Raw genomic sequence first — 22784 nt, 5'->3', positions numbered from 1 at the left:
TAGGAGGCCGCCTCCTATGCTGGTTCCGTTAGGATACTGATGTGTGCCTTCGACGCTATTTTGTAGTTGAAAATCTATGTTGGTAACTGCCTTCGGAATCCAGTGGTTTCAGATTCTGACAGGGTGGAATCTCCTGGATGCAAGATGCAAGATATATGACGCTGTCGGGGTCTGTGGCTGTGATTGACTGCGCGTCGAATGTGAATGTGAGGAGTTGAAATGGCTGTTGTGGATGATGAACTGAACGATAGTCCCCTCTTGAAACAGGTGCTTGGCGATGCTTTGGCACCCATGCAGCGTTTTCACGACAAGCTCTTAGGTGAGGGTGTGGAGAGGGGCATCATCGGCCCTCGCGATGAAGACATTATTTGGGAACGGCACATACTCAATTCAGCTGCCATTGTGCCTTTTGTGCGAGAACGATTGACTACTGATGGTCAGACAGCAACGGTGGCAGATATAGGTTCTGGTGGGGGCTTTCCGGGCATTGTGCTAGCTGCGTGTCTTCCGCAGTGCAGTGTTGTGCTTGTCGAGCCAATGGAGCGGCGTGTGCTCTGGTTGCGGGAAGTCATTGATGAGTTGCACCTGGTTAATGCCTCAGTGCTTCGCAAACGTGCAGAGGATCTGGCCCCGCAATCCTCTCACGCATCGAATCGGCACAAGAAAAGAGCTTCACAAGGCCACTGTCATGGTCGTCGCCGAAGCGAGGAAGGGTCCAATTCTGTTTTTGGCCATGGTTCTTCAACTTTGGTCACCACCAGGAATGGTGATAGTCAGCAAACCGTGAATGGTCCTGAATCATCGGCAGCGATGGGCGGAGAAAGTCTGGCAAGGGTAGGTTCCACGCCTTCAGCACCTGAGACTTTTGATGTCGTGACCTGCCGGGCTGTAGCACCTATGACAAAACTCGCTGGGTGGACCCTGCCTCTCTTGAGATCAGGGGGTCAGCTTATTGCTCTTAAAGGCCGTTCGGCGCAAAATGAGCTTGATAAAGCTGCTAAAGAGATAAAAAAATATCATGGAGTGAATCCACGGGTCAGCCAAGCTCCAGTTGCACCTGGTCTTGAAGAAACCCATGTAGTTCTTGTGGACAAACGCTAAAACACCACGTCGATACAACATTATTTTGTGACTGCGTTGTCAGAGCATTTACCTAATAGCGAGATAAAATCAGGCAACTTAGGAATTTGCTACCTCAGAGAATAAATTATCAGCATTCAAACAGAGCCATGTCGAAGCTTATGAGAAATTATTGAACAACTCTTCTTGATCGAAACTGCCTTTTCGGACAGAAACATGAGTAGTTGCCTCCTTATCGTGATGGGCGCCATGCTCAGTTAAGGGGAGTGCAGGCACATTTGTGATCCTGTATTGCCTTCCTTAGAATGGTTTTCACTTCGGAGCTTTTATGAACTTTGACACCCCAGTATCTATCCTGTGTCAAAGAGTAAGGCTGCAGCTGCTTATACATAATCATAATATTTGAAATAATCATGTCTGTTTCATTTGCGATTGAGCACAACGCTTTGTATCTTCCGGTTGCTTCGCTCCGAGTCTTAGTTGATACTGGTTTTGTCTCCCGTACATCGTTGGGCTAATTGTATGGGATATATCTTTGCACTTGATATACCGCTAACTTTCTGATGCTTGATTAACCGACTCTGGCGATGTTGTCCTTTTGGTGCTCAGTGATCTATAAACTGACCTGCTTTACCCAGTTCTTGCGTAGACCATCCTATTTATACTCGCCATGGTGTGTTCATTTGCAGGTTCCATTACATACAGGGGATTTAACGTGTTTGAACCTGTGCATCGCCCTTCGTTGTCTGATCATTAACACTTACAGAGCAATATTGATCTTTGTACATGTATGAGCGATAGCTGGAGTAATCGATTGGTCAGCCCTGGAGAAACTCCAGAATCACTCCCCCACACCGAATATTCTTCTGATGTTGGAGATAGAGGGGAGCGCTGCACTGAGCACAAGAGAGATATTCACTAGTTCCTGATGTGTGCACTAGAGATTGTTTCACGTGAAACATTGTAAATACACATCTTATTTAACCTTTAACAGAAAAACCATGCTTCGTTGCTTACCGATGTCACAGGTTAATACCCGAGTTGATCGCTGAGGGTATGTGACATAAGAGAGAGGTATCCAAGAGAGGTATTCGAGACAGCTGTATTCAGCAGCATCTTAGCCATGACCTTATTCAGCTGTTGCTGCTCCTAGTGGATGATTTCTTAGTGGAGATTGTCTGCAATGTTTCACGTGAAACAATCGACGCGGAATTCAATAATCTAGATCACGGTTATTGGAGTACATGTGAAAGAATATGGCACTAGCTTCTATATCTTCATTAGGAAACGGGTGGTCTGTGATCTCTTTCTTAGAGTCCTTTATGCAACCACACTTGCACTAGGTAGAATACGACGCTTATCGGTTAGTAAGACCTATCGCTTAACAATATAACTACATTTTTATAATTTAAAAATTGAGAAGCGTCTATTGAATCCGTAATATTGAATGCTTGTAGAAGGGAAGGCTTTGAATGTACAATAGGCAAGATTAAAGCACGCGACTACGTGAGCCAACAATCAACAAGGTAATAGTACTGTCCCAGACAGTAGAGATGTTTCACGTGAAACACTACTCTGCAGTACAGTTGTACAAGGTCCGTCGCCAAGAGGTTTAATAGGAGCGTTGAAGCAGTGTTATAACCGCTATCCAACAGGTTGATGTATTCATTGACAAGTCCCATGAATAGTATTGCATGCTTAAGTGATGTAGTGAATTTATTGATTCCCGACTTTTAAGTTATGCACAATTTAGACCTCAGAAATGAATTATCCACATTATCGTTTGTAGACCATGCTGCCTTGTGGGTAGCGCCAGAATTGTCAATAATCACAAGGCAAAGCTAATAATCTATAGAAAGTGATAGCGCTGGAGGCACCAATGTAACTATCCACACTTATCCACAGTTATGAACAACGGCTGTGTGTAACTAGCGGTTATTCTGACATGTCCAACTAGGACGGGAAAATTGAGTTGTTATCAAAAGGAGGAAGGTTCGTGGCCGCATCGAAGAAGGTGAAACCCGTTACGAGAAATACCTCGGATAGCGGTGAGCAAAGTACGCCGAACGCATCAGGTATGGAGTCGGCAACGGATATTCTGAATCGAATATTCGCTGACGGGTCAGGTTCGGTGTCCGGTGCGGAAATGGCAGATCTTTCTGCACGTTATCAGGCCTTACGTCAGGCTCAATTCCCTCATCCTTCAAAAACCCGCTTCATTGCCGTTGCCAATCAAAAAGGCGGGGTAGGGAAAACCACGACCACAGTCAATCTGGCATGCGCGTTTGCTGAATTCGATGAACAGGTGCTGGTCATCGATATGGATCCACAAGGCAACGCTTCTACTGCGTTGGGTGTGGCCCATGAGTCTGGTACACCGTCAACATATGATGTGCTCGAGGGTCGTCTTGGGATCGATGACGTTAAGGTGGTTTCCCCTGAATTCCCCAACCTTGAGGTGGTCCCATCTTCTATTGATCTAAGTGGTGCTGAACTGGAAGTTGCGGATATGCCCAACCGTAATCAGCTGATGAAAAAAGCAGTTGCCGACTATCTCAAAGTCTGTCACCAACACTATGACTATGTTCTCGTTGATTGCCCACCTAGTCTCGGACTGCTAGTTCTGAATGCCATGTGTTCAGTCAACGAAGTATTGATCCCAGTGCAAGCTGAGTATTATGCTCTTGAAGGGCTGCAACAACTACTGCATACTATTGGACTTGTTCAGCAAAGTTATAATCCTTATCTCGTAATCTCCACCATGTTGTTGACGATGTACGACAGGCGGACGTTGCTCAGCAAAGAAGTGTTTGATCAAGTCAAGGAACACTATCCAGAGATAGTGCTGAATACGACCATTCCGCGTTCTGTCAAAATCTCTGAAGCTCCCAGCTTTCGGCAAAGCGTTGTCACCTACGACCCTAAGGGAGCCGGCGCTATCGCTTATGAAGAGGCAGCGTTAGAAATCGCGCAGAGATCCGAGCAAGTGCTGGAACATATTGCCAATAGAAGACAGGGGGAGTGAGGACATGACAAGCCGTTCACGGTTAGGCAAAGGCTTGGGGGCTCTATTCCCTGCCCTGCCAGGTGAAGATGATGAAACCAATGCTGACAATAGTCGGCGAGAAGATAACAAAGTACCAAATCCAAGCAATAAGCAACCTGCTCTTCAAGGTTTGGGTGCGGAGTCGAATGGACGAAAGCGCCTAAAGAAGGACGACACAGCAAAAGGCGAGGCAAAACCAGAAAGAAGAACTAGGCATTCGGATCCTGCTAGCTCAGAGCTCGCGGATTCTGAAAGATTGTCTAAAAGCGGTCGTAAACATACCAACACAGGACAAAAGCGAGTCAGTATTTCCAAGTCGCTCGACGTAGATGTTTCACGTGAAACATCATCCTCGAAGAGGGCTACCAAGCGTAGGTCTGTCCCATCCATCAGCAGCTTGGAGCATCCGAGCGATCTATTCTTCGGTTCTACGACGACAAATGTTTCACGTGAAACATCGCCGATTGCGGGATCGATAGAGGCTGATGACCTTCGGACAAAGGAAACTCGGCAAAGCATTAACCGTGCAGCTGCTATCGACAATGATAGTGGGCTAAATAAAGCGGAGGGCAATAGCCAAGAGGAGCTGAAGCCTGTCCAAGGCGGGTATTTGGCTGAAGTGCGTGTGGACGACATTAGGCCCAATGCTCAGCAACCGCGGCAGATTTTCGATGAAGATGAACTGTTGGAGCTGTCCCGCTCCATCAAGGAAGTCGGTGTATTGCAGCCCATAGTGGTGCGAAAATCAACTTTTGCAGACCGGCCAAGAACAGTCGAGGATAAAACAACTTCAGCTGCCAGTGCAGGAGGTAAATCCGAAGCATTTGACACTAAAACTGGTGAAGAGCAATCGGGCCAGCATTTAAACCAGAGAAACGCTAATCTGGGGCAAACAACCCATTATGAAATCATAATGGGCGAACGTCGGTGGCGTGCTACTAGGTTGGCTGGCCTGAATACCATACCTGCAATTGTGAAAACAACGAGCGATGACGCCATGCTGCGTGATGCATTGCTCGAGAATCTCCATAGAGTAGCTCTTAATCCCTTGGAAGAAGCAGCGGCTTATCAGCAAATGATCGATGAGTTCGGCTTGACTCAGGACGGTTTGTCTAAGTCAATCTCCAAGTCCAGACCTCAGATCACCAACACGCTTCGATTGTTGAAGTTGCCTCCAAGTGTGCAGAAAAAAGTAAGCTCCGGGGTGTTGTCAGCTGGACATGCCCGTGCCCTGCTTACTTTGCCAGATGAAAAATCCATGACGGCTCTGGCAGACAAGATCATTGCTGAAGGACTGTCGGTAAGATCTACGGAGGAACTCGTAGCATTGCAGACCGGGCAGACGAAGAAGAGAGCAAAAAAGCCTAGGGTCAACGCATGGGTGGATAGTCCTGTACGCCAAGATTTGGAAAGCCGCTTTGATACAAAGGTGGCTATTAAGGGCACTAAAAAGCACGGGAAAATAGAAATCGTGTTTTCTTCGCCTGAAGATATGGACCGCATTGTTGCCATACTCCTGGAAAAGGATCAATCCGCGAGTAATAGCAGTCATTCAGGCGACAAAGGCTGGGTTTGATCCCATTCTGAAACTGCGACCGCAGGGGTTGCTCAATCAAACCCTGCCGATAAGGCAAGCGATTGTTTCATAGCTCGATCTGATTTTGCATGAGCTGATGAGCAATCGCTGCATTTGTCTTAAACCCGGGATGGTTGAATGCCGTTAGTATGTGCCATTCTCGGCACAGATATATCGGTGTTGAAAGGCTGTGTGCAATATATACGCTGCCAGACTGTCGGATTCAGAATGACTGCTAACCGAGCAACCAGATTATGTTGCGGGCTCACGACATCAGATTCGATCGGTATCTCAGCTCTTTAGCTGTCATAGATGGATGAGTGCGTCCAATAGTGGGGGCGTGCGGTGAGTCGTTGACTAGCCAGCCAGCTAGTGGGGCATACTGGAATGGCTTGTGTGTGTCAGCTAGATAGGTGAGTCTTCACCGCTTAAAGGTGGTTCTAGAGCAAGCATCGCTCTTGTCTGGTAGGGCGATAGTATACCTGAGCTGGCAGGGCCTTTAGAATTTTGGATATGACGAGGGGGGGCTGGGTTGTGCAATGTCTCCTCAACGGGAAGCAGTTATTTCAGTGGGGGCGATAGTAGCAGCTGTAAGGTCAGTGATGTTCCTATTGAGCGGGCTATTCCGTCGTGGCCAATGGACAATTAAGGGCAGCTGAATAGGCGGCTGTGATGGTCAATAAACGATGTGCCTGGCAATCGTAAACTGCCAGGCACATGAATTCTTGTTTACAGGGCGTATCAGGCCTTATCGCTTATCCAGGCTCGTAAGATACTCTTGAGCATCCAAGGCTGCACGGCAACCCATACCGGCAGCAGAAATGGCCTGACGATAGATCTTGTCGGTTACGTCACCAGCGGCAAAGACTCCGGGTACGGAGGTTTTCGTTGACCCACCCTTGACCAGGATATAGCCGTCCTGATCCAGGTCGACTTGGCCATTAAAGAAAGCAGTCTGAGGGGTGAATCCAATGGCAACAAAAACTCCATTTGCCGGAATATTGGACTGCTGACCTGTTGCTGTATTGCGTACATCCAAAGAGGTTACGCCGCTACCGTCGCCGTTGATCCGCGTGACGACTGAATCGAGAAGGAAGCTGATCTTGTCATTGGCCTTGGCTCGGTCCACCATGATTTTTGAAGCGCGGAAGCCTTGGCGACGGTGAATCAACGTGACAGAGGAGCCGAAACGGGTCAGAAAGTCTGCGTCACTCATGGCAGAGTCGCCGCCGCCAATGACCACGATCGGCTTGTTCTTGAAGAAGAATCCGTCACATGTGGCGCAGTAGGAAACCCCTCGCCCAGAAAATTCGCGCTCTCCGGGAATCTCCAACTTTCGATATTGCGAACCAGTGGTGATAACGACTGCTCGAGTTTGGTATTCTTCACCGCTATCGGTGGTGATCCGTTTGATGTCTCCACTCAAGTCAACTGAGACGACATCATCGTATTCGATCTGAGCACCAAAATGTTCGGCCTGCTCGCGCATCTGATCCATCAGATCCGGTCCCAGTACGGCTTTTGGAAATCCCGGGAAATTCTCTACTTCTGTCGTGTTCATAAGCTGACCGCCGGGCGTTAGGGCTCCAGCAATAACGAGGGGAGCATAACCGGCTCTGCCAAGATAAATGGCGGCGGTGTAACCCGCTGGTCCGGACCCTATGACAATGGCATCGTGAACAGTTTGCTTCATAACGCTACTGTATCCATGCATGATGACCGGGTCACACGCGGTGGGCGAAAAGGGTCCTTACTTATCTCACTGTAAGTCCGTTCCTGACAGAGCAGGCTATTCTTAAACCATGGAGAAAACCGTGATAGTGGCTATCGTAACCAATCTTGGGACGATTCTGGTGCTGATCTGGTTTATGCTCCGAGTTGATCGGTTACTGCGGGAGCATCCCAGCCATCAGACAGATGATAAGGATGAGGATGACAGCTGGCATAGCTGGCGTTTTTGGAATCCTCCAAGCTCTGATGACAATGAAGACAAGTTGGACGCAGATTCTCCGGTAACAGACAAAAGCCTTGGGGCTGATGATGATATGACAGTCAGGTCTGCCGACCGATATACATCCTCGACTCAAGAAGAACCGGGTGAAAGTTCTTCGCGCGCATCGGACAAGGGCGAGGAAAGCGGCGGAGATAAGTAAGGCATATTGAGCAAGGCCGCAGACTGTTCAATCATAGTGGGGTGCGGTTTCGATTGTTTGTTTGATCTTGTCAAATGCAGTCCCTGAACAAGGACAGATTGATGCACTTGGATATATTGATCCACTGATTTGCAGAGTAGTTATGGGCTTGTATCTATAGGTCTTGAAGCGGGCACGGGGGAGCAAACCGCGTCAGCACAATATGACTCGATAAATGAATTCTGATAGGAAGATCGTGCTCTCAGCGAGGGCGATGAACAAACTAGGGCAAATGAACTGGGATAACAATGCCTAGGACCGAATGATAATTCGCAGGTGAAAACACAGCTTTCGCTCCCAGTTCATGATGGCATAGTCGAAATGGCCTGATTCTCGATGCTTTAAAAGCAGCATCACCTATATGCCGCCTTGCGGGTTTTTGATGAGATATCTTGGTGAGATAACTTGAGCAACATGATGCGAAACTTGTTGTGATTGCAACCCTATGAAGGCTGTCTTCATACTCGCTCGATCATATCTTTATTCGACTAGTACTTTTAACGGGAGAATCCTTGTCGGTCATAGACCGCTATATCGTGTGAGGCTCTCGCTGGAGTTGATGACGTAAGTTGATCACCTCGGAATGTTTCACGTGAAACATTCGATATCGACTGTGTTTGTATTCAAGGGTGTGTATCAATACTGCGGTTTACTGAGCGTGGAGTCTTGGAGGATGACCCAGTTATTGCAGCATCGACAATTCATTAGTCCGCGTCGCTTCTGCGAGTAAGTCTTGTCGGCAATATAAAAGCCGGAACCTGATTGAACATGCCTTTCGGGCAATGTTGGCCTTGGCTGAACAGTAGAGAAGAAGTTGAGAATACAGCAGATGTGGAGAGGCGAGCACATCGAATAGAAGGAAGGAAATAACCGACAATGAATGGTGAATGGTGAATGGTGAACAGCCGTCATTCGATGGCCTGAAAACGATGCTAATGAAAATATGGTGCCTGCCCTGGGTGCTATCCGCTCGGCCTGTATTGCAATCCGTGTATATTGCAGATCCGCCTGGCGCATATTGCACGAATTGCAAACTATGCACCAGGCGGACCCTGCTCGTGCCAGTCGAACGATAGGCGGGACCAGAGAGGCTTTGCTATCTCAATCGGTTCGCTTTTGATTCAAAACTGATTGAACCAATGCCGTGTATAGCTCTGGCAGATTGTAACCAGCGGCCTGCGCTGACTGTGGCAGCAGCGAAGTGTCCGTCATGCCGGGCGCCACATTGGACTCCAGGAATTGCGGCTGACCTTGGGCATCAACAATGAAATCGGTTCGTGAAATATCGCGGAGCCCCAGAGCACGGTGAGCAGTCAGTGCGGCATCGCTGACAGCCTGCGTGGTCTTGGCATCCAGTCGGGCTGGAACATAGAACTCTGTCGGGCCGGGTGTGGAACGAGCTTCGAAATCGTAGGTGCCTGAGGGAGTCCAGATTTCAAGCGGAGGCAGCACCAGGGGGTGTCCGTCAAACTCGAGGATAGACACAGAGACCTCGGTGCCCGTGACAGCCTGCTCGATCAGCGCTACATCACCATAGGCAAAGCAGTTGATCAGCGCCTGAGTGAGTTGGCTCTGTTCAGTCACCATGGTGCACCCCATAGCTGAGCCGCCCATGGTGGGCTTGATGAAGAGCGGGAGCCCCAGCGAGCCTAGAAGCATATCGATAACGGGTTCGACACCCAGCTCGCGGAACATGGATTCGGGCAGCGTCACGGAATGCGGAGTGTGCAATCCGGCCATACGGACAACGTTCTTGGCGATGGGCTTGCTCCAAGCGGTCCGTGAGGCCTTGGCCCGGGATCCGATGTAGGGCAGTTCCGCCATCTCCAAGACATCGCGGATGGAGCCGTCTTCGCCGTTGGCGCCGTGCAGCAGAGGCCAGACCAGATCGGGGCGGGTCGACTCGTCGGTCAAGTACGGCAAAAGCGAGCCATCCATGTCGTGGACGCGGACTGTCCACCCGGCCTCCTCCAGGAATCCCTGGACCCGGTGTCCCGAGCTGATGGAGACATCACGCTCATGGCTGAGGCCCCCGCAGATCACCAGGATCGACTTATCAGCACGCTTGGTGGCCTTGCTGGCCAGGGAGGTGACATCGTCCATGGTGACGGGCGTAGCCTCACGGATGGAGCGATGCGAGGTCCGCTTGGTTTTTTTGGCCACTTCGCCAGCAGCTGTGGCTGAAGTGGTGGCCGCAGTGCTGGTCGGGCTTGCGACCGTGGTCCTCGTCGCGCTCGCGGTTGCCTTGGCCTTGCTGGCTGCCGCGGTTTTGCCCCCGGTCTGCTGCCGAGGTGTCTTGCTGTGCTTGGGCGCCATGATTCAGCCCCTTTCCTTGCCGCTGTCAGGCTCGAACAGCCGGACGGTGGCGAGTTCGTTCTCGATGACTGTGGACAGTCTGCGTATTCCTTCCCGGATCCGATCGGGGGTGGGGTAGCAGAAGGACAGGCGCATGTGATCCGCTCCCTCCCCGTTATCGTAGAAGGCTGTGCCTGACACATAAGCCACCTTGGCGGTGATCGCTCTGGGCAGCATGTCCTTGGCGTTGAGCCCCTGGGGTATCTTCAGCCAGATGTAGAAGCCGCCCTTGGGCTTGAGCCATGAGCAGTAGGGCAAATATTTTTTCAAAGCCTCGTCCATGGCATCGCAGCGTTCCTTGTACATCCCCCGGTAATCATTGATCTGCGATTTCCAGTCGAAGTTGTCCAGGTAGGTGGTGATGGTCATCTGGCTCATGTTGGAGGGGCAGAGAATGGCTGACTCGTTGGCCAGAACCAGCTTCTGTCGGATGCCAGGAGGCGCAACCATCCAGGCCACGCGCATGCCCGGGGCGATGATCTTTGAGAAACTGCTCAGGTAGACAATGCCCTCGGAATCGTAGGAGCGCAGGGCCGGATAGGTCTGGCCGTCGAAGGCCAGCAGTCCGTAGGGATTGTCCTCCACAATAAGCACGTGGTACTTTCTGGCGATCTCGATGATCCGCGGCCGCCGCTCGACGCTCATGGTGGCGCCGGCAGGATTGTGGAAGTTGGGTACAGTGTAGAGGAACTTGACCGCTTTGCCTTGGCGGCGCTGTTCCAGAATGGTCTCCTCCAGAGCCTCGGGAATCAGTCCGTCTCCGTCCATGGCCACGTTGACCACATCGACCTGGAAGGACTGGAAGACGCCCAGGGCACCCACATAATTAGGTGCTTCAGCCAGCACCACATCGCCGGGGTCGCACATAATCCTGGTGATCAGGTCCAGTCCCGACTGGGAGCCGTTGACGATAACCACGTCATCCGGCTGGACATCCTTGATGCCTTCCAGCTCCATAATGGGCAGCACATCCTCGCGCAGGTGGGGATCGCCCTGTGCTGACCCATACTGCCAGGCCACCTGGCCCTTGCTCCGCAGCATGTCGCCAAGCTGGTCGGCCAGCTTATCGAAAGGCATCCGGCCCAGGTAGGGCATGCCGCCGGCCAAGGAGACTACCTCGGGCCGGTTGGCCACAGCGAAGAGGGCACGAATTTCGGAGGCGCGCATCTGCTCGGCCCGTGCCGCATAGGAGCTGTACCAGGGATCGTTCTTGATGACCTTGGATGCGATATTGGGATCATCCGCCATAACTGACTTCCGCCTTCCTGCCGCCGTTGTCTAAGGAAACTGTATTACCTGCAAGGGTTTTGTTGGAGGAAAAATCCAACACATTACCATTTCGGTACACCCATGGTCGGAACCCCGCCTGGGATTCCTGCCCATTTTCCAGGAACTTCCAATCCTAGCTGCTTTGAAGATCGGCAACAGCAAGGCAGCGGTAAGGATGAACAGCCAGGTTTTTCGCCAAGGGCGTGTGGCGGACCTGCTTAGAAGGCCTGGACAGACGTGAAGCGTAGGGAGTTGCCCGGCATGCCGTCCATGGGCACCCAGACGACCAGGTCCTGGGTTGTGACCGGTTCACGCAGGGTGACCTGGGTGGTGCCCGAGGGATCGAAGCTGAAGTCGGCCAGCGGCTGCCCCTGGTTGGGCTGGGCCGCTGTGGAGTTCGCGTAGATCTGAGCATGGCCGCCGCTCTGGGGCATGACGATGGTCAGGCGGGAGACTTCCTCCGGCTTGGTCAGGTGCATGTACCATCCGAATCCCTGCAGGCCGGCGGGCTTGTTCAGGAAGAGCTGCCGATCCGACTGATAGGCCGTGGTGTTCTTGGGCTTGGGCGGATCGGGGACCTTCTTGGCCTCCTTGTCGGCATGGCTGACCTTGTCGGCTCCGGCCTTGGCCTTGCCGTTAGCCTTGGCCGTGCCATTGCTGGAAGTTGTCGCCTCCTCGTCCCCATCAGTCCCACCGGGGAAGGGGACGTTGGACATGACCGGCCAGCCGCCCTCCTCCTTGTCGACGTTGGGCCGGGAGCCGGAGATGGTCGAGACCGCCCAGACCAAGGCCACTACGATGATTGCGGCCGCTACCGCAATGACTACAGAGCGGGTCGTAAAACGGCCGAATAGACGGGTGTCGGCCATGTCTGTCTCGTCATCCAGATCCTCGTCCTGGCCATCGTCCGGAAGCTCCGAATAGGTCACCGGCGCCGGCATGGAGTGGATCTCAGGCGTGAAGCTGGGGGGCAGGGGCTCCATGACCGTGGTCTGCTGCTCTTCTTCATCAACATCGCGCTTCTTGGGAGATCGGGGCGCTCGCTCGGCATGCTGATTCGAGTCGATATTCTGCCGCTCTTCGTATGCCTGGTCGGTCGAGCCGCTGGCCACGCGGGCATGGGTCCTGTCGTGTGCCTCGGCGTCATCCTCGCGCGGGGCATGTGAGTCTCCATTGCTCTGTGGGACGCTCTGTGAGGCGGCCCGGCTGGATGCCGCCCTGGCCTGACGGCCGCCGGACTTGTCGAAGTCCCACTGGGAGAAGCCGCGCTCCACGGGGTTGTCGGCGGTCACGCCGCTGCCGCTGATGGCCTCGGGCGGCCGATGCTGATCGTCTCCCACGGTCGGCATCCGCCCGGTCACTGCCTTGGACTCCTCGTCATGTAAGGCAGCGGGCCTGGCAGTCGTCGTCCTGAGTGCGCTCACATCCATGGCTGCGGTCCTGCGGGAGCGGCTGTTCAGCGAGCGCTGCCGCTGGCGTTCGTCGAAGAGCGAGAAGAGGTCGGTGTCCGTATCTTCGGGATTGAGCATCTCGATTTCGCCCCGGCCGGGGAAGAGCAGTTGGTTGGTCTTCCAGTGTGGCTCATGATGGGTCACAGTCTGTGCGGCAGGCAGGGCGGAGGAGGTCAGCCCATCGGGCAGGGGCAGTACATCCTTGGGATCTACCGGTCTCAGAGCCACGGTCTCGATGGAGGCGCGGCCGTCCATCTCAGGCCAGATCAGATCGCTGTCGGTCAGCTCCTCGGGAGGAATCCAGGGGCTGAGCAGCGCCGACAGCTCGGCCAGAGTGACCAAGGGCACCGGCTTGGCCCCCTGGTCATCAGTCAATCCCAGTCCGCGCATGCAGATGATCCTGAACTCCTCGGGCGTGTGCTTGGGAAGCTCCTGCAGGCTGGGCTGCCGTCCGTCTTGGTCGGGCCGGCGGGTCAGCATGGCGTAGAGCACGCCAGCCAGTTCGCGTATGGCATGCTCCTCGTCCGTCAAACCCATCTCGTTCGGGACTGATGGGTGCGCGATCATGGGCGAGATGGGGGCATCTGCCAGGGTGATAGAGGCCGGCGCCAGCCTGATGGTACTGGTTGAGACTGCATAGTCGACCATGCCGGCGGCATGCAGGGTGCGCATGGCCTCGGTGACCTCGCCCATGATGGTGCCCATGGCCCGGTCGCTCAGCGTCTCGCCGGCGGGCCCGTGCATATAGTCCCTCAGGGACATGCCGGCATCGGGGGCGGTGACGATCAGAGAGACCCCGTCCCGGGTGTGCAGCTGGTAGACCGGAGTGAATCGGCGGTCCTTGTTCAGCGCCAGGCCGGAGGCGTTGACGTTGATCAGGTCCGTGCAGGTCGAATCGCCGGCGATGAAGAGCTGGCAGTCCCTGTCCAGAACCTTGTCCTTGGCCCGCCAGACGCTCAAGCCCTTGGCACGGCGGAGCAGGGTGACCAAGGTGTATCTGCCGAGGATGGTGTCTCCGATATGCGCGTTCATGCTTGCCGAGCTCTCATCAGAAGTGGGGCGTCGCCTGTGGTTGGCGACGCCGTGGTGGACCGTGCTGTTCCTAGGCACAATCCTAACGGGTTGCGGGGCCGGAGGAGCCGGTGGGGGCCCGGCTGTCGCGGATTCTCCATCAGTGCCGGGCTCGCGGGTCTCTTCGAAGTTCTCCAGAGCCGCGTCCATGCCAGGCTGGGTGGAATCAGGGGAGGAGGAGTGCACCACCCTGACCGAGCGGTCGGCCAGCCGGGAGGGCCGTCCCTCCAAGGCGTCCAGGCTGCGGACCGGGTGCCGCGCCGTCCTGCCCAGACGGCGGGCCAGGTCGACCATGAGCCGGGTGAATTCCTCGGTGCGCAGCGCGACCAGGGTCACGGCGTAGATGGCCGCTGTCAGCAGGGTGATGACCACGCAGATAAAGAGCGCCTGCACCCAGCTCATGTGGCCCTGCCGGTCCTGGACCCAGGCGCCGACCAGGCGGGTCAGCGGAGCCTTGACCGTCAGGGAGGCTGCCAGCGCCAGGCCCGCCGCCAGAAAAGCCTTGGCATAAGTGCTAAGAATGCGCCGACCGTCCAAATATCCCTGGAAGGGCCTGCGCAGCATGCCTGCCAGCATGGGGAAGCTGAGGATGTTGCTCAAGGACAGGCTGAGTCCGACCAGGGCCGCCCAATAGCGGGGAGGGGCCAGACGGATGGATGCCAGGACCAGCACCACCTGGATGGTGTTGGAGACGGCTGCGAAGATGAAAGGATGCCGTCCGTCCTCGAAGGCGTAGAAGGTGCGCTGAATGAGCAGGAAGGCGCTCATTGGCACCAGCCCCAGGGACAGGCCTATCAGGGGTCCCGAGATCAGGACTGCCTCGTGGACACCCACGGAGGGCAGCAGGGCACGGGTGATGGGCACCGGAATGGCCAGCATGACCGCAGTGAAAAAGAACATCATCAGCCCGACATTGCGCAGGGCCTGGCTCAGATCCTCGCGGGCATCCCCAATGCGGCCGTCCGAAACCGCCTTGGACAGCTTGGGGAAGATAGCCGTGCTGACGGAGACGGCCACCAGGGAGTATGGCAGGATGAAGAGGGTGTAGGCGTTCTGGTAGGAGCCGTTGCCGGCGATGTCCAAGGGGTTGCCCTCCAGGGGGGCGCCGTTGTTGATGCGGGCGTTGATCACATTGGCCAGCTGGTCGATGACCACCACACCCATGCTCCAGGCGGCCACCGAGCCCATGGATCGCAGGCCGATGCCCCGCAGACCCCAGCGCGGTCGGTAGCGGAAGCCGCTCATGATCAGGGGGATGAAGAGGACCAGCGCCTGGAAGGCCACCCCCAGGGTCCAGGCTCCGGCGGTCAGGGCCACCTTGCCGTTGTCCCAGAAGCCGACCGGCTGGCTGCGGGCGTTGCCGAACAGGAGGATGAAGACCAGGAAGCCCAGGCAGCTGATCAGGTTGGCGCCCACCGAGCTCCAGGCGTATGCGGTGAACCGGCCCTTGGCGGCCAGGATCTGGCCCAGTACCGTGTAGAGCCCGTAGAAGAAGACCTGGGGCATGCACCAGAGGGTGAAGGAGTTGGCCAGGGCCCGCTGTGCGGGGTTCCACTTGGAATTCAGATAGATGGTGGTCAGCACCGGGGTGCCCAGCATCAGCAGCAGGGTCAGCAGGGCCAGGAGAACCATGGCGACCGTGATCAGCTTGTTCAGCCGGTCAGCTGCGTCCCGCTCCTTGAGTGTGCGCACGATCTGCGGAACCAGGACGGCGTTGAAGATGCCGCCCGAGATCAGGGTGAACATGACCTGGGGGATCATGGCGCCGGTCTGGTAGGCATCGGCTGCGATCCCGGTGGTGCCGATGGCGGCTGCCAGCAGGATGGTGCGGATCTGCCCGGTCACCCGGGAGGCCGCGGTGCCCGTGGCCATGATGGCGGAGTTGCGCCCCACGGAGCTCATTCGTCCGGATCCTTCGTGCGGTGGAACTGCCGCCAGAGCCCCAGGAGCCCAAGGAGCACGGCGAAGACAATGATGAGCAGGCCGCTCATGTCGCTCAGGCGCAGATTGCTGGTGATCTGAGCCCGACGCATCTGGCCGAAGGGACGGCCCTGGCTGTCCAGCAGGCCGATGTCCACGTTGGCCCTGCCGGCAGTCGCCACTCTGACCTTGAAGGTCACTTGGGCCTCGGAGCGGGCGGGAATGACCACATCCGCCAGGCGCGAGGTGACGATCTCCATGGAGTCGGTGCGGGCGCTGATGCGGGCGTGGACCGGGTAGGGGTGGCTGTTGCTGACGGTGACGGGCATGGAGGCCGTCTCGCTGACCACGTTCAGGGACTCGCTGGGCGTGATGCTGATGCCGTCCAGGAGACGGTGGGATATGGCGCCGGCCTGATCGGCCAGGCCGGCGGCGGCTGCGGTTCCGCCCAGGGACTTCAGGGCTAGGTCGTCATGGGCGGCGGTCAGCCGGTTCAGCCACTGGTGTGGATCCTTGGGCTGGCGGGCGGTGGCGTCAGCATCCTGTCGGGCCAAGGCCTGGCTGTCGGTCTTGCCGGTCGTGGCGCTGGCGGTGGGCTGGGAGGCCTGCTGACCGTCGGCCAGAATGGAGGAGGCGAACCGGTCGATGTCCGCCCTGCTGGCGATCAGAGAGTCCAAGGTGGCTGTCGAGCTGTCGCCATGCTTGGCGCCGCCCTGAGCGTCATCGGCTTCCAGAGCCTTGAGCAGGCCCGATGAGCCGCCGGTGAAGTCGGGTGCTCGCATCAGATTGTCCATGGGTTCCAGGCGGATCCAGGGAGCGTGCTCCAGCTCGGTCATGATCCTGTCCGCCTGCTGAGTGTCCTGATCGGCATCGAAGCAGACCAGGAGGGAGCGTTCGGCGTAGGGCTGTTCCATCTGATAGAAGGCGCTCTGGGCAATGAAACGTGCCGTCTGCCCCGCCTGGGTCTGCTCCCCGGTGGCCCGCGTGGAGCTGGGGTTGCCCCTGGCCAGGTTGCTGAGTTCGCGCTGGGCTGACAGGACGGTCACCTGTCCGGCCTGGGTGTCGATGGTGTACTTGCCGGTGTGGGCGGAGGTGCCGGCTCCTACCTCGAAGCCCTGCGGGGCAATGACCGTCTGGTAGCCGGCGCGGCGGGCTGCAGCGATGGATTCCATGGTCCATTCCTGCTTGCCCTGCCAGGCGTATGTGCCGGAAGCGGCATCAGGATAGAGCTTGGTTGCGGTCTGGGCGTTCCAGGACTCGGGGGTGACCCCGGCCCTGGCATAGCGATCCTGGTTCTGGGAGGCGTATCCGGTGATGTCGAAGTCGGCTGGCTGAATCAGCCCTTGGATCCGGGGGCGGTTGGCGAAGGCGGACAGGTAGACCGGATCGCCCAAGGCCTGCAGGGACCCGTGCTTGGCCAGCAGCAGACTCTGCTCTTCCTGGCGGCGGCTCCCTTGACGGGTCAGTGTCACGCTCTGGTCTTTATCCTTGCCCGAGCCTGGATCGGATTCGGCACCGGGCTGGGTCATCAGCGCTGTCATGGCCTTGTCGTCAATATTCCAATCCGAGGAGATCAGCGGCATGACCATGGTCAGAGACAGGGCGGGTGTGCCTGCAGTGGGCAGGCCATCCCATGTCCGGGTCAGAAAGGTGAACACGTCGCCCAGGACCCGGTTCTGGCTGTCGCTCAGGGAAAGCCGGACGGGTTTGGGCCCCCAGCTGGTCATCTTCTTGATCGCGTCTTGATCAGCCGGCACGTTGACTGAAACCTCGACGCTCTGCCCGGCCGGGATTGTCGGTACGCTCTGAGTACCCAGCACGTCCGGGGTGGGGATGCGGGCGTGGCCTTCGGACCAGGCCTGCATGTCGGCCCGGGAGCTGAAGGAGTACAGGGCGCTTGTGGACACGCCCAGATGGGCATTCTCCATGGGCTGGTTCGCGGTGTTGGTCACCGTAGCGCGCAGGGCGTAGCCGGATTTGTCAGTCACCACAGGCGTCGACCAGCGCAGGGCCACCTCGGCCGAGTTCTGATGATTGGGGGCAGCCAGGGCCGGTGTTGGCAGCCAGGGAGTCATCACCAAGGCTAGCAGGAGGACGGTCGCCGGTAGGATTCGAGCCCACAGAGCCCATCGGTTGAAGGCATGGGTGCGCTGGCTGGTGCGCCCGCTCGGGCGCAGGGGGGTCTGGATCATGGCTGTTTTTTATACTTCCTCGCGTAGAGCCAGGCTATTTTACGCTCATTAGGGTAACTGAGCACGGAGGTCAGGTCGGAAAAGTCCACCCAGATGGCATCTTCGGCCTCATGATCAGGGTCGCCCTCCACGCTCAGGGATCCGCCGATCATACGCAGGACGAAATGGTGGACCAGCTTGTGGACCCGTTGGTTGGTTCCGGTGAACCAGTAGTCGATGGTGGCGATGGAATCGGTCACCTTGCCCAGTATCCCCGTCTCCTCGTGGACCTCGCGCACGGCCGTCTGCTCGGGTGTTTCCCCCTTCTCGATATGCCCCTTGGGCAGGCACCATTCCAGGTGGCCCGAGCGGGAGTGCCGGGCGATGATGGCCACCCGGTCATGTCGGTCGAAAATCAGCCCACCCGCCGAATACTCTCGCACTACGGGCAGTTCCTGGGCATCCAGGGAGGCAAAGGTGGAAGGTCCTGAGGCATGCTTATGCCGAGGCATGAGGGCAGGCGTGGGTATGTCATCCTCGGTCTGTATGCGCTCGCGAACCCGCGGATCCAGACGTTCGCTTACGGTTTCCACAAGATGGTCCCGCCCCTGCTGTCCGCGGGCATGGGTGCCCGCAGAGTCGGCGCTATGTGCAAGCATGCGCGCCATGTCCGCGGGCGTAATCATACTCCAACTTTACGTAAGGTAATGTGCAGGTGGGGTAACGGTATGCTAGTAGGCGCATCAACTCCGTAGGAAAGGGTGAGCGTGGATTTCCAAGTCTGGCCGGAGGCCATCGAGCTCGGGCGCCTCTTCGCCGAGCAGGGATATGAACTGGCGTTGGTAGGGGGTCCTGTACGCGATCTGCTCCTGCACCGGCACTCCCACGACCTGGACTTCTGCACCTCAGCCCGGCCCGAGCAATTCGAGCCCATCCTGCGTCACTGGGGATCGGGCTTCTGGGACATGGGGCGCAAATTCGGCACCTTGGGCGCGCTGCGGCGGCGTCCTGACGGAACCGAGGTCAAGGTGGAGGTGACCACCTACCGGCGAGACACCTACGATCCCGACTCCCGCAAACCCGAGGTGGACTATGGGGACAGCCTTGAGGGCGACCTTTCACGGCGTGACTTCACCGTCAATGCCATGGCCCTACGGGTGCCCGACCTGGTCTTCGTAGACCCCTACCGGGGGGCCAACGATCTGGCCAAGCAGGTGCTGCGGACCCCGGTGGACCCCCGTCAGTCCTTCGACGACGACCCCCTGCGGATGATGCGGGCCGTGCGGTTCGTGGCCCAGCTGGGATTCACCATCGCTCCGGAGACAGCCGAGGCCATCACCCGCATGACCGATAGAATCAGCATCGTCTCGGCCGAGCGGATTCGCGACGAGCTGACCAAGCTCATGCTGTCCGACCACCCCGTCCAGGGCATCGAGGCCCTGGTGCAGTCCGGCTTGGCCGACATCGTTCTGCCCGAGATCCCCGCCCTGCAGCTGGAGATAGACGAGCATCACCGGCACAAGGACGTTTTCGAGCACACCCTGATGGTGGTGGACCGGGCCATCGCCCTGGAGACAGGACCTGACGGACCTGTGCCCGCCCCGGACCTGACCCTGCGCCTGGCCGCCCTGCTGCACGACATCGGCAAGCCCGCCACCAGACGCTTTGAGCCCGGCGGCAAGGTCAGCTTCCATCACCATGATGCAGTCGGGGCCCGGTTGGCCCGCAAGCGCCTGAAGGCCCTGCGCTTCGACCACCACCTGATCGCCGACGTCTGCGACCTGATCTCCATGCACCTGCGTTTCCACGGCTATGTGGACGAGCGGTGGACCGATGCGGCCGTACGCCGCTACGCCCGGGAGACAGGTCCGCTTTATGAGCGGCTCAACCGCCTGACCCGGGCCGATGCGACCACCCGCAACAAGCGCAAGGCCCAGGTCTTCTCCTCCGCCATGGACGAGCTGGAGGACAGGGTGGCTCAACTGCGTCGGCAGGAGGATCTGGATGCCATCCGGCCGGACTTGAATGGACAACAGATCATGCAGATTCTGGGCCTCAAGCCTGGACCGCAGGTGGGGCGTGCCTATCGGCACATGATGGACTACCGCCTGGATCAGGGCCCGGTCGACCAGCAGACAGCCGAGCAGGAGCTGCGGGACTGGTGGCAGAGCCAAGGCTAGAGCCAGGCCTGATCCGCATTCTGCAGGTTCGGCTGCCGCCGGATTATATGTGGAAGATGTTTGCCTGGTCATCAGGTGCCAGGCTGGTATTGGCTGTGATTGTTGTACGGCCCGGACTGTTGCTTACTTGTGTGAAGTGTTCATGCTGCCTGTCGTGCGGGCCTGCTTTTGGCGGCTTTTGGCGGCTGTGGCGGCTCCTGCGGTGAGCAGTCCTATGGCGAGCAGAAGGAGCATGCCGTCGCCTCCGGTCAGGGGCAGGCTGGCGATGGGCAGGTACCGGTAGGTGTTGCCCTTGTCGGTTTCCTGCTGTTTGCCGTCCTGGGTCCAGTCGATGGCCACGGGCGCCAGCCCCGGCGTGTAAGGGGGAGTGGTCACCTTCCAGGTGCCGTCGGGGCTGGGCTTGAGGTCCTTGCCTGCGGCGAGGCACGTGCCCTGCTCCTGATTCTGGCCGAAGCATACGCTGGTGGTCTGCGGCTCTCCGGGGAAGCCGACCGGTCCCGGCCGGCTGGCCGGCCAGGCGTTGGAGGGGGCGCGCCCCAGCTGACCGTTGCCGTTGTTTCCCCAGGTGTAAAGCTGGCCGTCGGAGCCGATGGCTGCGGAATGATACCATCCCAGGCTGGCTTGTCTCCAGGTGAACCCTTTGGGCGCGCCCTGGGGTTTGACGACCAGGGTCGGCGTCTGCCGGTCGGTGGTGGTGCCGTCGCCCAGCTGGCCGCTGATGTTCCATCCCCAGGCGTACAGGTTCCCATCGGATCCGGAAGCTACAGAATCCCCGTCGCCTAGGCTGGCTTGTGCCCAAGTGAATCCATTGGGCTTCGCGATCTGAATTGGCGTCTGCCGATTGGTGGTGGTGCCGTCGCCCAGCTGGCTCTCGGAGTTTCTTCCCCAGGTGTACAGGCAGCCGTCGGAGCCGATGGCTGCGGAATGATGTTCGCCTAGGCTGGCTTGTGTCCAGGTGAATCCTTCTGGCGCTCCTTGGGGCTTGCCGATTTGCACTGGCATGTTCCGCTTGGTGGTGGTGCCGTCGCCTAGTTCGCCGTACTGATTGTCTCCCCAGGTGTAGAGGCCTCCGTCGGAGCCGATGGCCGCGGAATGCCAGCCGCCTAGGTTGACCTGTTTCCAGGTGAATCCTTCAGGTGCGTCTTGGGGCTTACCTATCAGGACTGGTCTGTTCTGGTTGGTGGTGGTGCCGTTGCCAAGCTGGCCGTATTCGTTGTACCCCCAGGTGTAGAGGCTGCCGTCGGAGCCGATGGCTGCGGAATGAAAGCCGCCCAGGCTGACCTGTTTCCAGGTGAATCCTTTGGGTGCTCCATCGGGCTTGTTGACCAGGACTGGTCTGTTCTGGTTGGTGGTGGTGCCGTTGCCCAGCTGGCCACTGCCATTGTCTCCCCAGGCGTACAGGTTGCCGTCGGAGCCGATGGCTGCGGAATGCCAGCCGCCAAGGATGACCTGTTTCCAGGTGAACCCGTCCGCCGCCCCCTGAGGCTTGTCGACCAGGGCCGGCCTGCTCCGGCTGGTGGTGGTGCCGTCGCCCAGCTGTCCGTCGTCGTTGCCTCCCCAAGTGTAGAGGTTGCCGTCGGAGCCGATGGCTGCGGAATGGTTGTAGCCCAGTCTGATCTGGTTGAATCTGATGCCTCGCTGTGCGGGCGGAGTCAGGGTCACCTCGGTGCCGCCGGTCTCGGGCCCATGGTCCGGGCTGATGGACCAGTGCTGCGTGTCTTCCCTGGTCCAGTGGGCGGTCAGGGTGGTGTCATGGGTGACTGGCTGGCTGAAGTCGTAGGCGACATCGCCTTGGAACCAGCCGTCGAACAGGCAGCCTTCGGCCCTCGGGTCCGGGTAGGGGCGTTCCGTCTGCCCGTCCTGGGTGACGGACTGGCTGGGGGGCATGCCCGTGGGGGTGGGGCAGGAATCGTTTTTGGAATTGAAGCCGACTTGGTATTGGGGGGCGATGTACGTGTATTGCAGGTGATCGTCCGGCTGCGGCCCGTTCCGGCTCCAGCCGACCGTCACGTCCACGCCCCCCGGCTCATGCTTGGGCGTGGATACCTGCCAGGTGCCGTCTTGGTTGGCCGTGATCCCTGTGGCCTTGGCCTGGCCGAACAGGACGCTGGTGGGCGTGACGGCGCCGGGGAAGTTGACCATGCCCGGCCTATTCCAGCTGGTGGTGGTGCCGTTGCCCAGCTGGCCGTTGCCGTTGACTCCCCAGGTGTACAGGTTGCCGTCCGAGCCGATCGCTGCGGTATGGTTGCATCCTGGGATCGTGTATTTCCAGGTGAACCCGGCGGGTGCGCCTTGGGGCTTGCTGACCGGGATTGGCCTGCCCCGGGTGGTGTTGGTGCCGTCGCCCAGCTGGCCGTTTTCGTTGCTTCCCCAGATGTAGAAGTTGCCGTCCGAGCCCAACGCCTCGGTATGCCAGTCGCCTAGGTTGACCTGTTTCCAGGTGAACCCGGCTGGTGCGCCTTGGGGCTTGTTG

The 22784-nt window shown here is 57.6% G+C and carries 12 protein-coding genes; 5 read left to right on the top strand and 7 right to left on the bottom strand.

From position 1 onward, the window contains the following. Positions 1–219 precede the first annotated feature (219 nt). From QRX41_RS08165 to QRX41_RS08155, 3 genes are all read left to right on the top strand, one after another. The gene (locus QRX41_RS08165) at positions 220–1101 is read left to right on the top strand and encodes a 16S rRNA (guanine(527)-N(7))-methyltransferase RsmG (RefSeq protein WP_313839907.1); all 882 of its coding nucleotides are present in this window, start codon (positions 220–222) and stop codon (positions 1099–1101) included. A gap of 2056 nt (positions 1102–3157) precedes the next feature. Continuing rightward, the gene (locus tag QRX41_RS08160) at positions 3158–4105 is read left to right on the top strand and encodes a ParA family protein (RefSeq protein ID WP_045925192.1); all 948 of its coding nucleotides are present in this window, start codon (positions 3158–3160) and stop codon (positions 4103–4105) included. Positions 4106–4109: 4 nt separating this feature from the next. Continuing rightward, a complete protein-coding gene (locus tag QRX41_RS08155; RefSeq protein WP_313839905.1) occupies positions 4110–5702 on the top strand; it encodes a ParB/RepB/Spo0J family partition protein in 1593 nt (530 codons plus the stop codon). A 748-nt stretch (positions 5703–6450) separates the two neighbouring features. Here QRX41_RS08155 and trxB read toward each other — a convergent pair. Continuing rightward, entirely contained in the window at positions 6451–7395 is a 945-nt protein-coding gene (gene trxB / locus QRX41_RS08150; protein WP_313839903.1) for a thioredoxin-disulfide reductase, read from the bottom strand. Between the two features lie 109 nt (positions 7396–7504). Here trxB and QRX41_RS08145 point away from each other — a divergent pair, with 109 nt between their 5' ends. Beyond that, entirely contained in the window at positions 7505–7855 is a 351-nt protein-coding gene (locus QRX41_RS08145) for a hypothetical protein (protein WP_306221536.1), read from the top strand. Between the two features lie 1140 nt (positions 7856–8995). On the opposite strand, the gene QRX41_RS08140 is transcribed toward QRX41_RS08145, so the two are convergent. The 5 genes from QRX41_RS08140 to QRX41_RS08120 all read right to left on the bottom strand — a co-directional run bounded on the left by QRX41_RS08140 (position 8996) and on the right by QRX41_RS08120 (position 18790). Next, entirely contained in the window at positions 8996–10210 is a 1215-nt protein-coding gene (locus QRX41_RS08140; RefSeq protein WP_313839900.1) for a D-alanine--D-alanine ligase family protein, read from the bottom strand. A gap of 3 nt (positions 10211–10213) precedes the next feature. Continuing rightward, positions 10214–11497 carry an aminotransferase-like domain-containing protein gene (locus QRX41_RS08135; protein WP_045925052.1) on the bottom strand — a complete coding sequence of 428 codons (1284 nt, stop codon included), beginning with the start codon at positions 11495–11497 and terminating at the stop codon, positions 10214–10216. Between the two features lie 239 nt (positions 11498–11736). Continuing rightward, positions 11737–15942, bottom strand: a complete 4206-nt coding sequence (locus QRX41_RS08130; protein ID WP_313839898.1) for a murein biosynthesis integral membrane protein MurJ — start codon at positions 15940–15942, stop codon at positions 11737–11739. Beyond that, positions 15939–18152 (bottom strand): DUF6049 family protein, encoded by a 2214-nt coding sequence (locus tag QRX41_RS08125; protein ID WP_313839897.1) that lies wholly within the window; start codon positions 18150–18152, stop codon positions 15939–15941. The genes QRX41_RS08130 and QRX41_RS08125 overlap by 4 nt, the downstream gene beginning before the upstream one ends. Beyond that, the gene (locus QRX41_RS08120) at positions 18149–18790 is read right to left on the bottom strand and encodes an NUDIX hydrolase (RefSeq protein ID WP_396176808.1); all 642 of its coding nucleotides are present in this window, start codon (positions 18788–18790) and stop codon (positions 18149–18151) included. Before QRX41_RS08120 ends, QRX41_RS08125 begins: the two co-directional genes overlap by 4 nt. A 108-nt stretch (positions 18791–18898) precedes the next feature. On the opposite strand from QRX41_RS08120, the gene QRX41_RS08115 reads away from it, so the two are divergent. Next, positions 18899–20311: a CCA tRNA nucleotidyltransferase gene (locus QRX41_RS08115; protein ID WP_313839894.1), complete on the top strand. Its 1413-nt coding sequence runs from the start codon at positions 18899–18901 to the stop codon at positions 20309–20311. A 123-nt stretch (positions 20312–20434) separates the two neighbouring features. Here the strand turns inward: QRX41_RS08115 and QRX41_RS08110 are convergent. Further along, positions 20435–22784, bottom strand: a 2350-nt coding sequence (locus QRX41_RS08110) for an RCC1 domain-containing protein (protein ID WP_396176807.1), incomplete at its 5' end; no start/stop codon positions are given.

This window comes from Bifidobacterium kimbladii, assembly GCF_032193675.1.
Taxonomy (GTDB): domain Bacteria; phylum Actinomycetota; class Actinomycetes; order Actinomycetales; family Bifidobacteriaceae; genus Bombiscardovia; species Bombiscardovia kimbladii.
The sequence above is the reverse complement of the archived record's forward strand: the minus strand, read 5'-3'. Positions and strand labels throughout refer to the sequence as shown.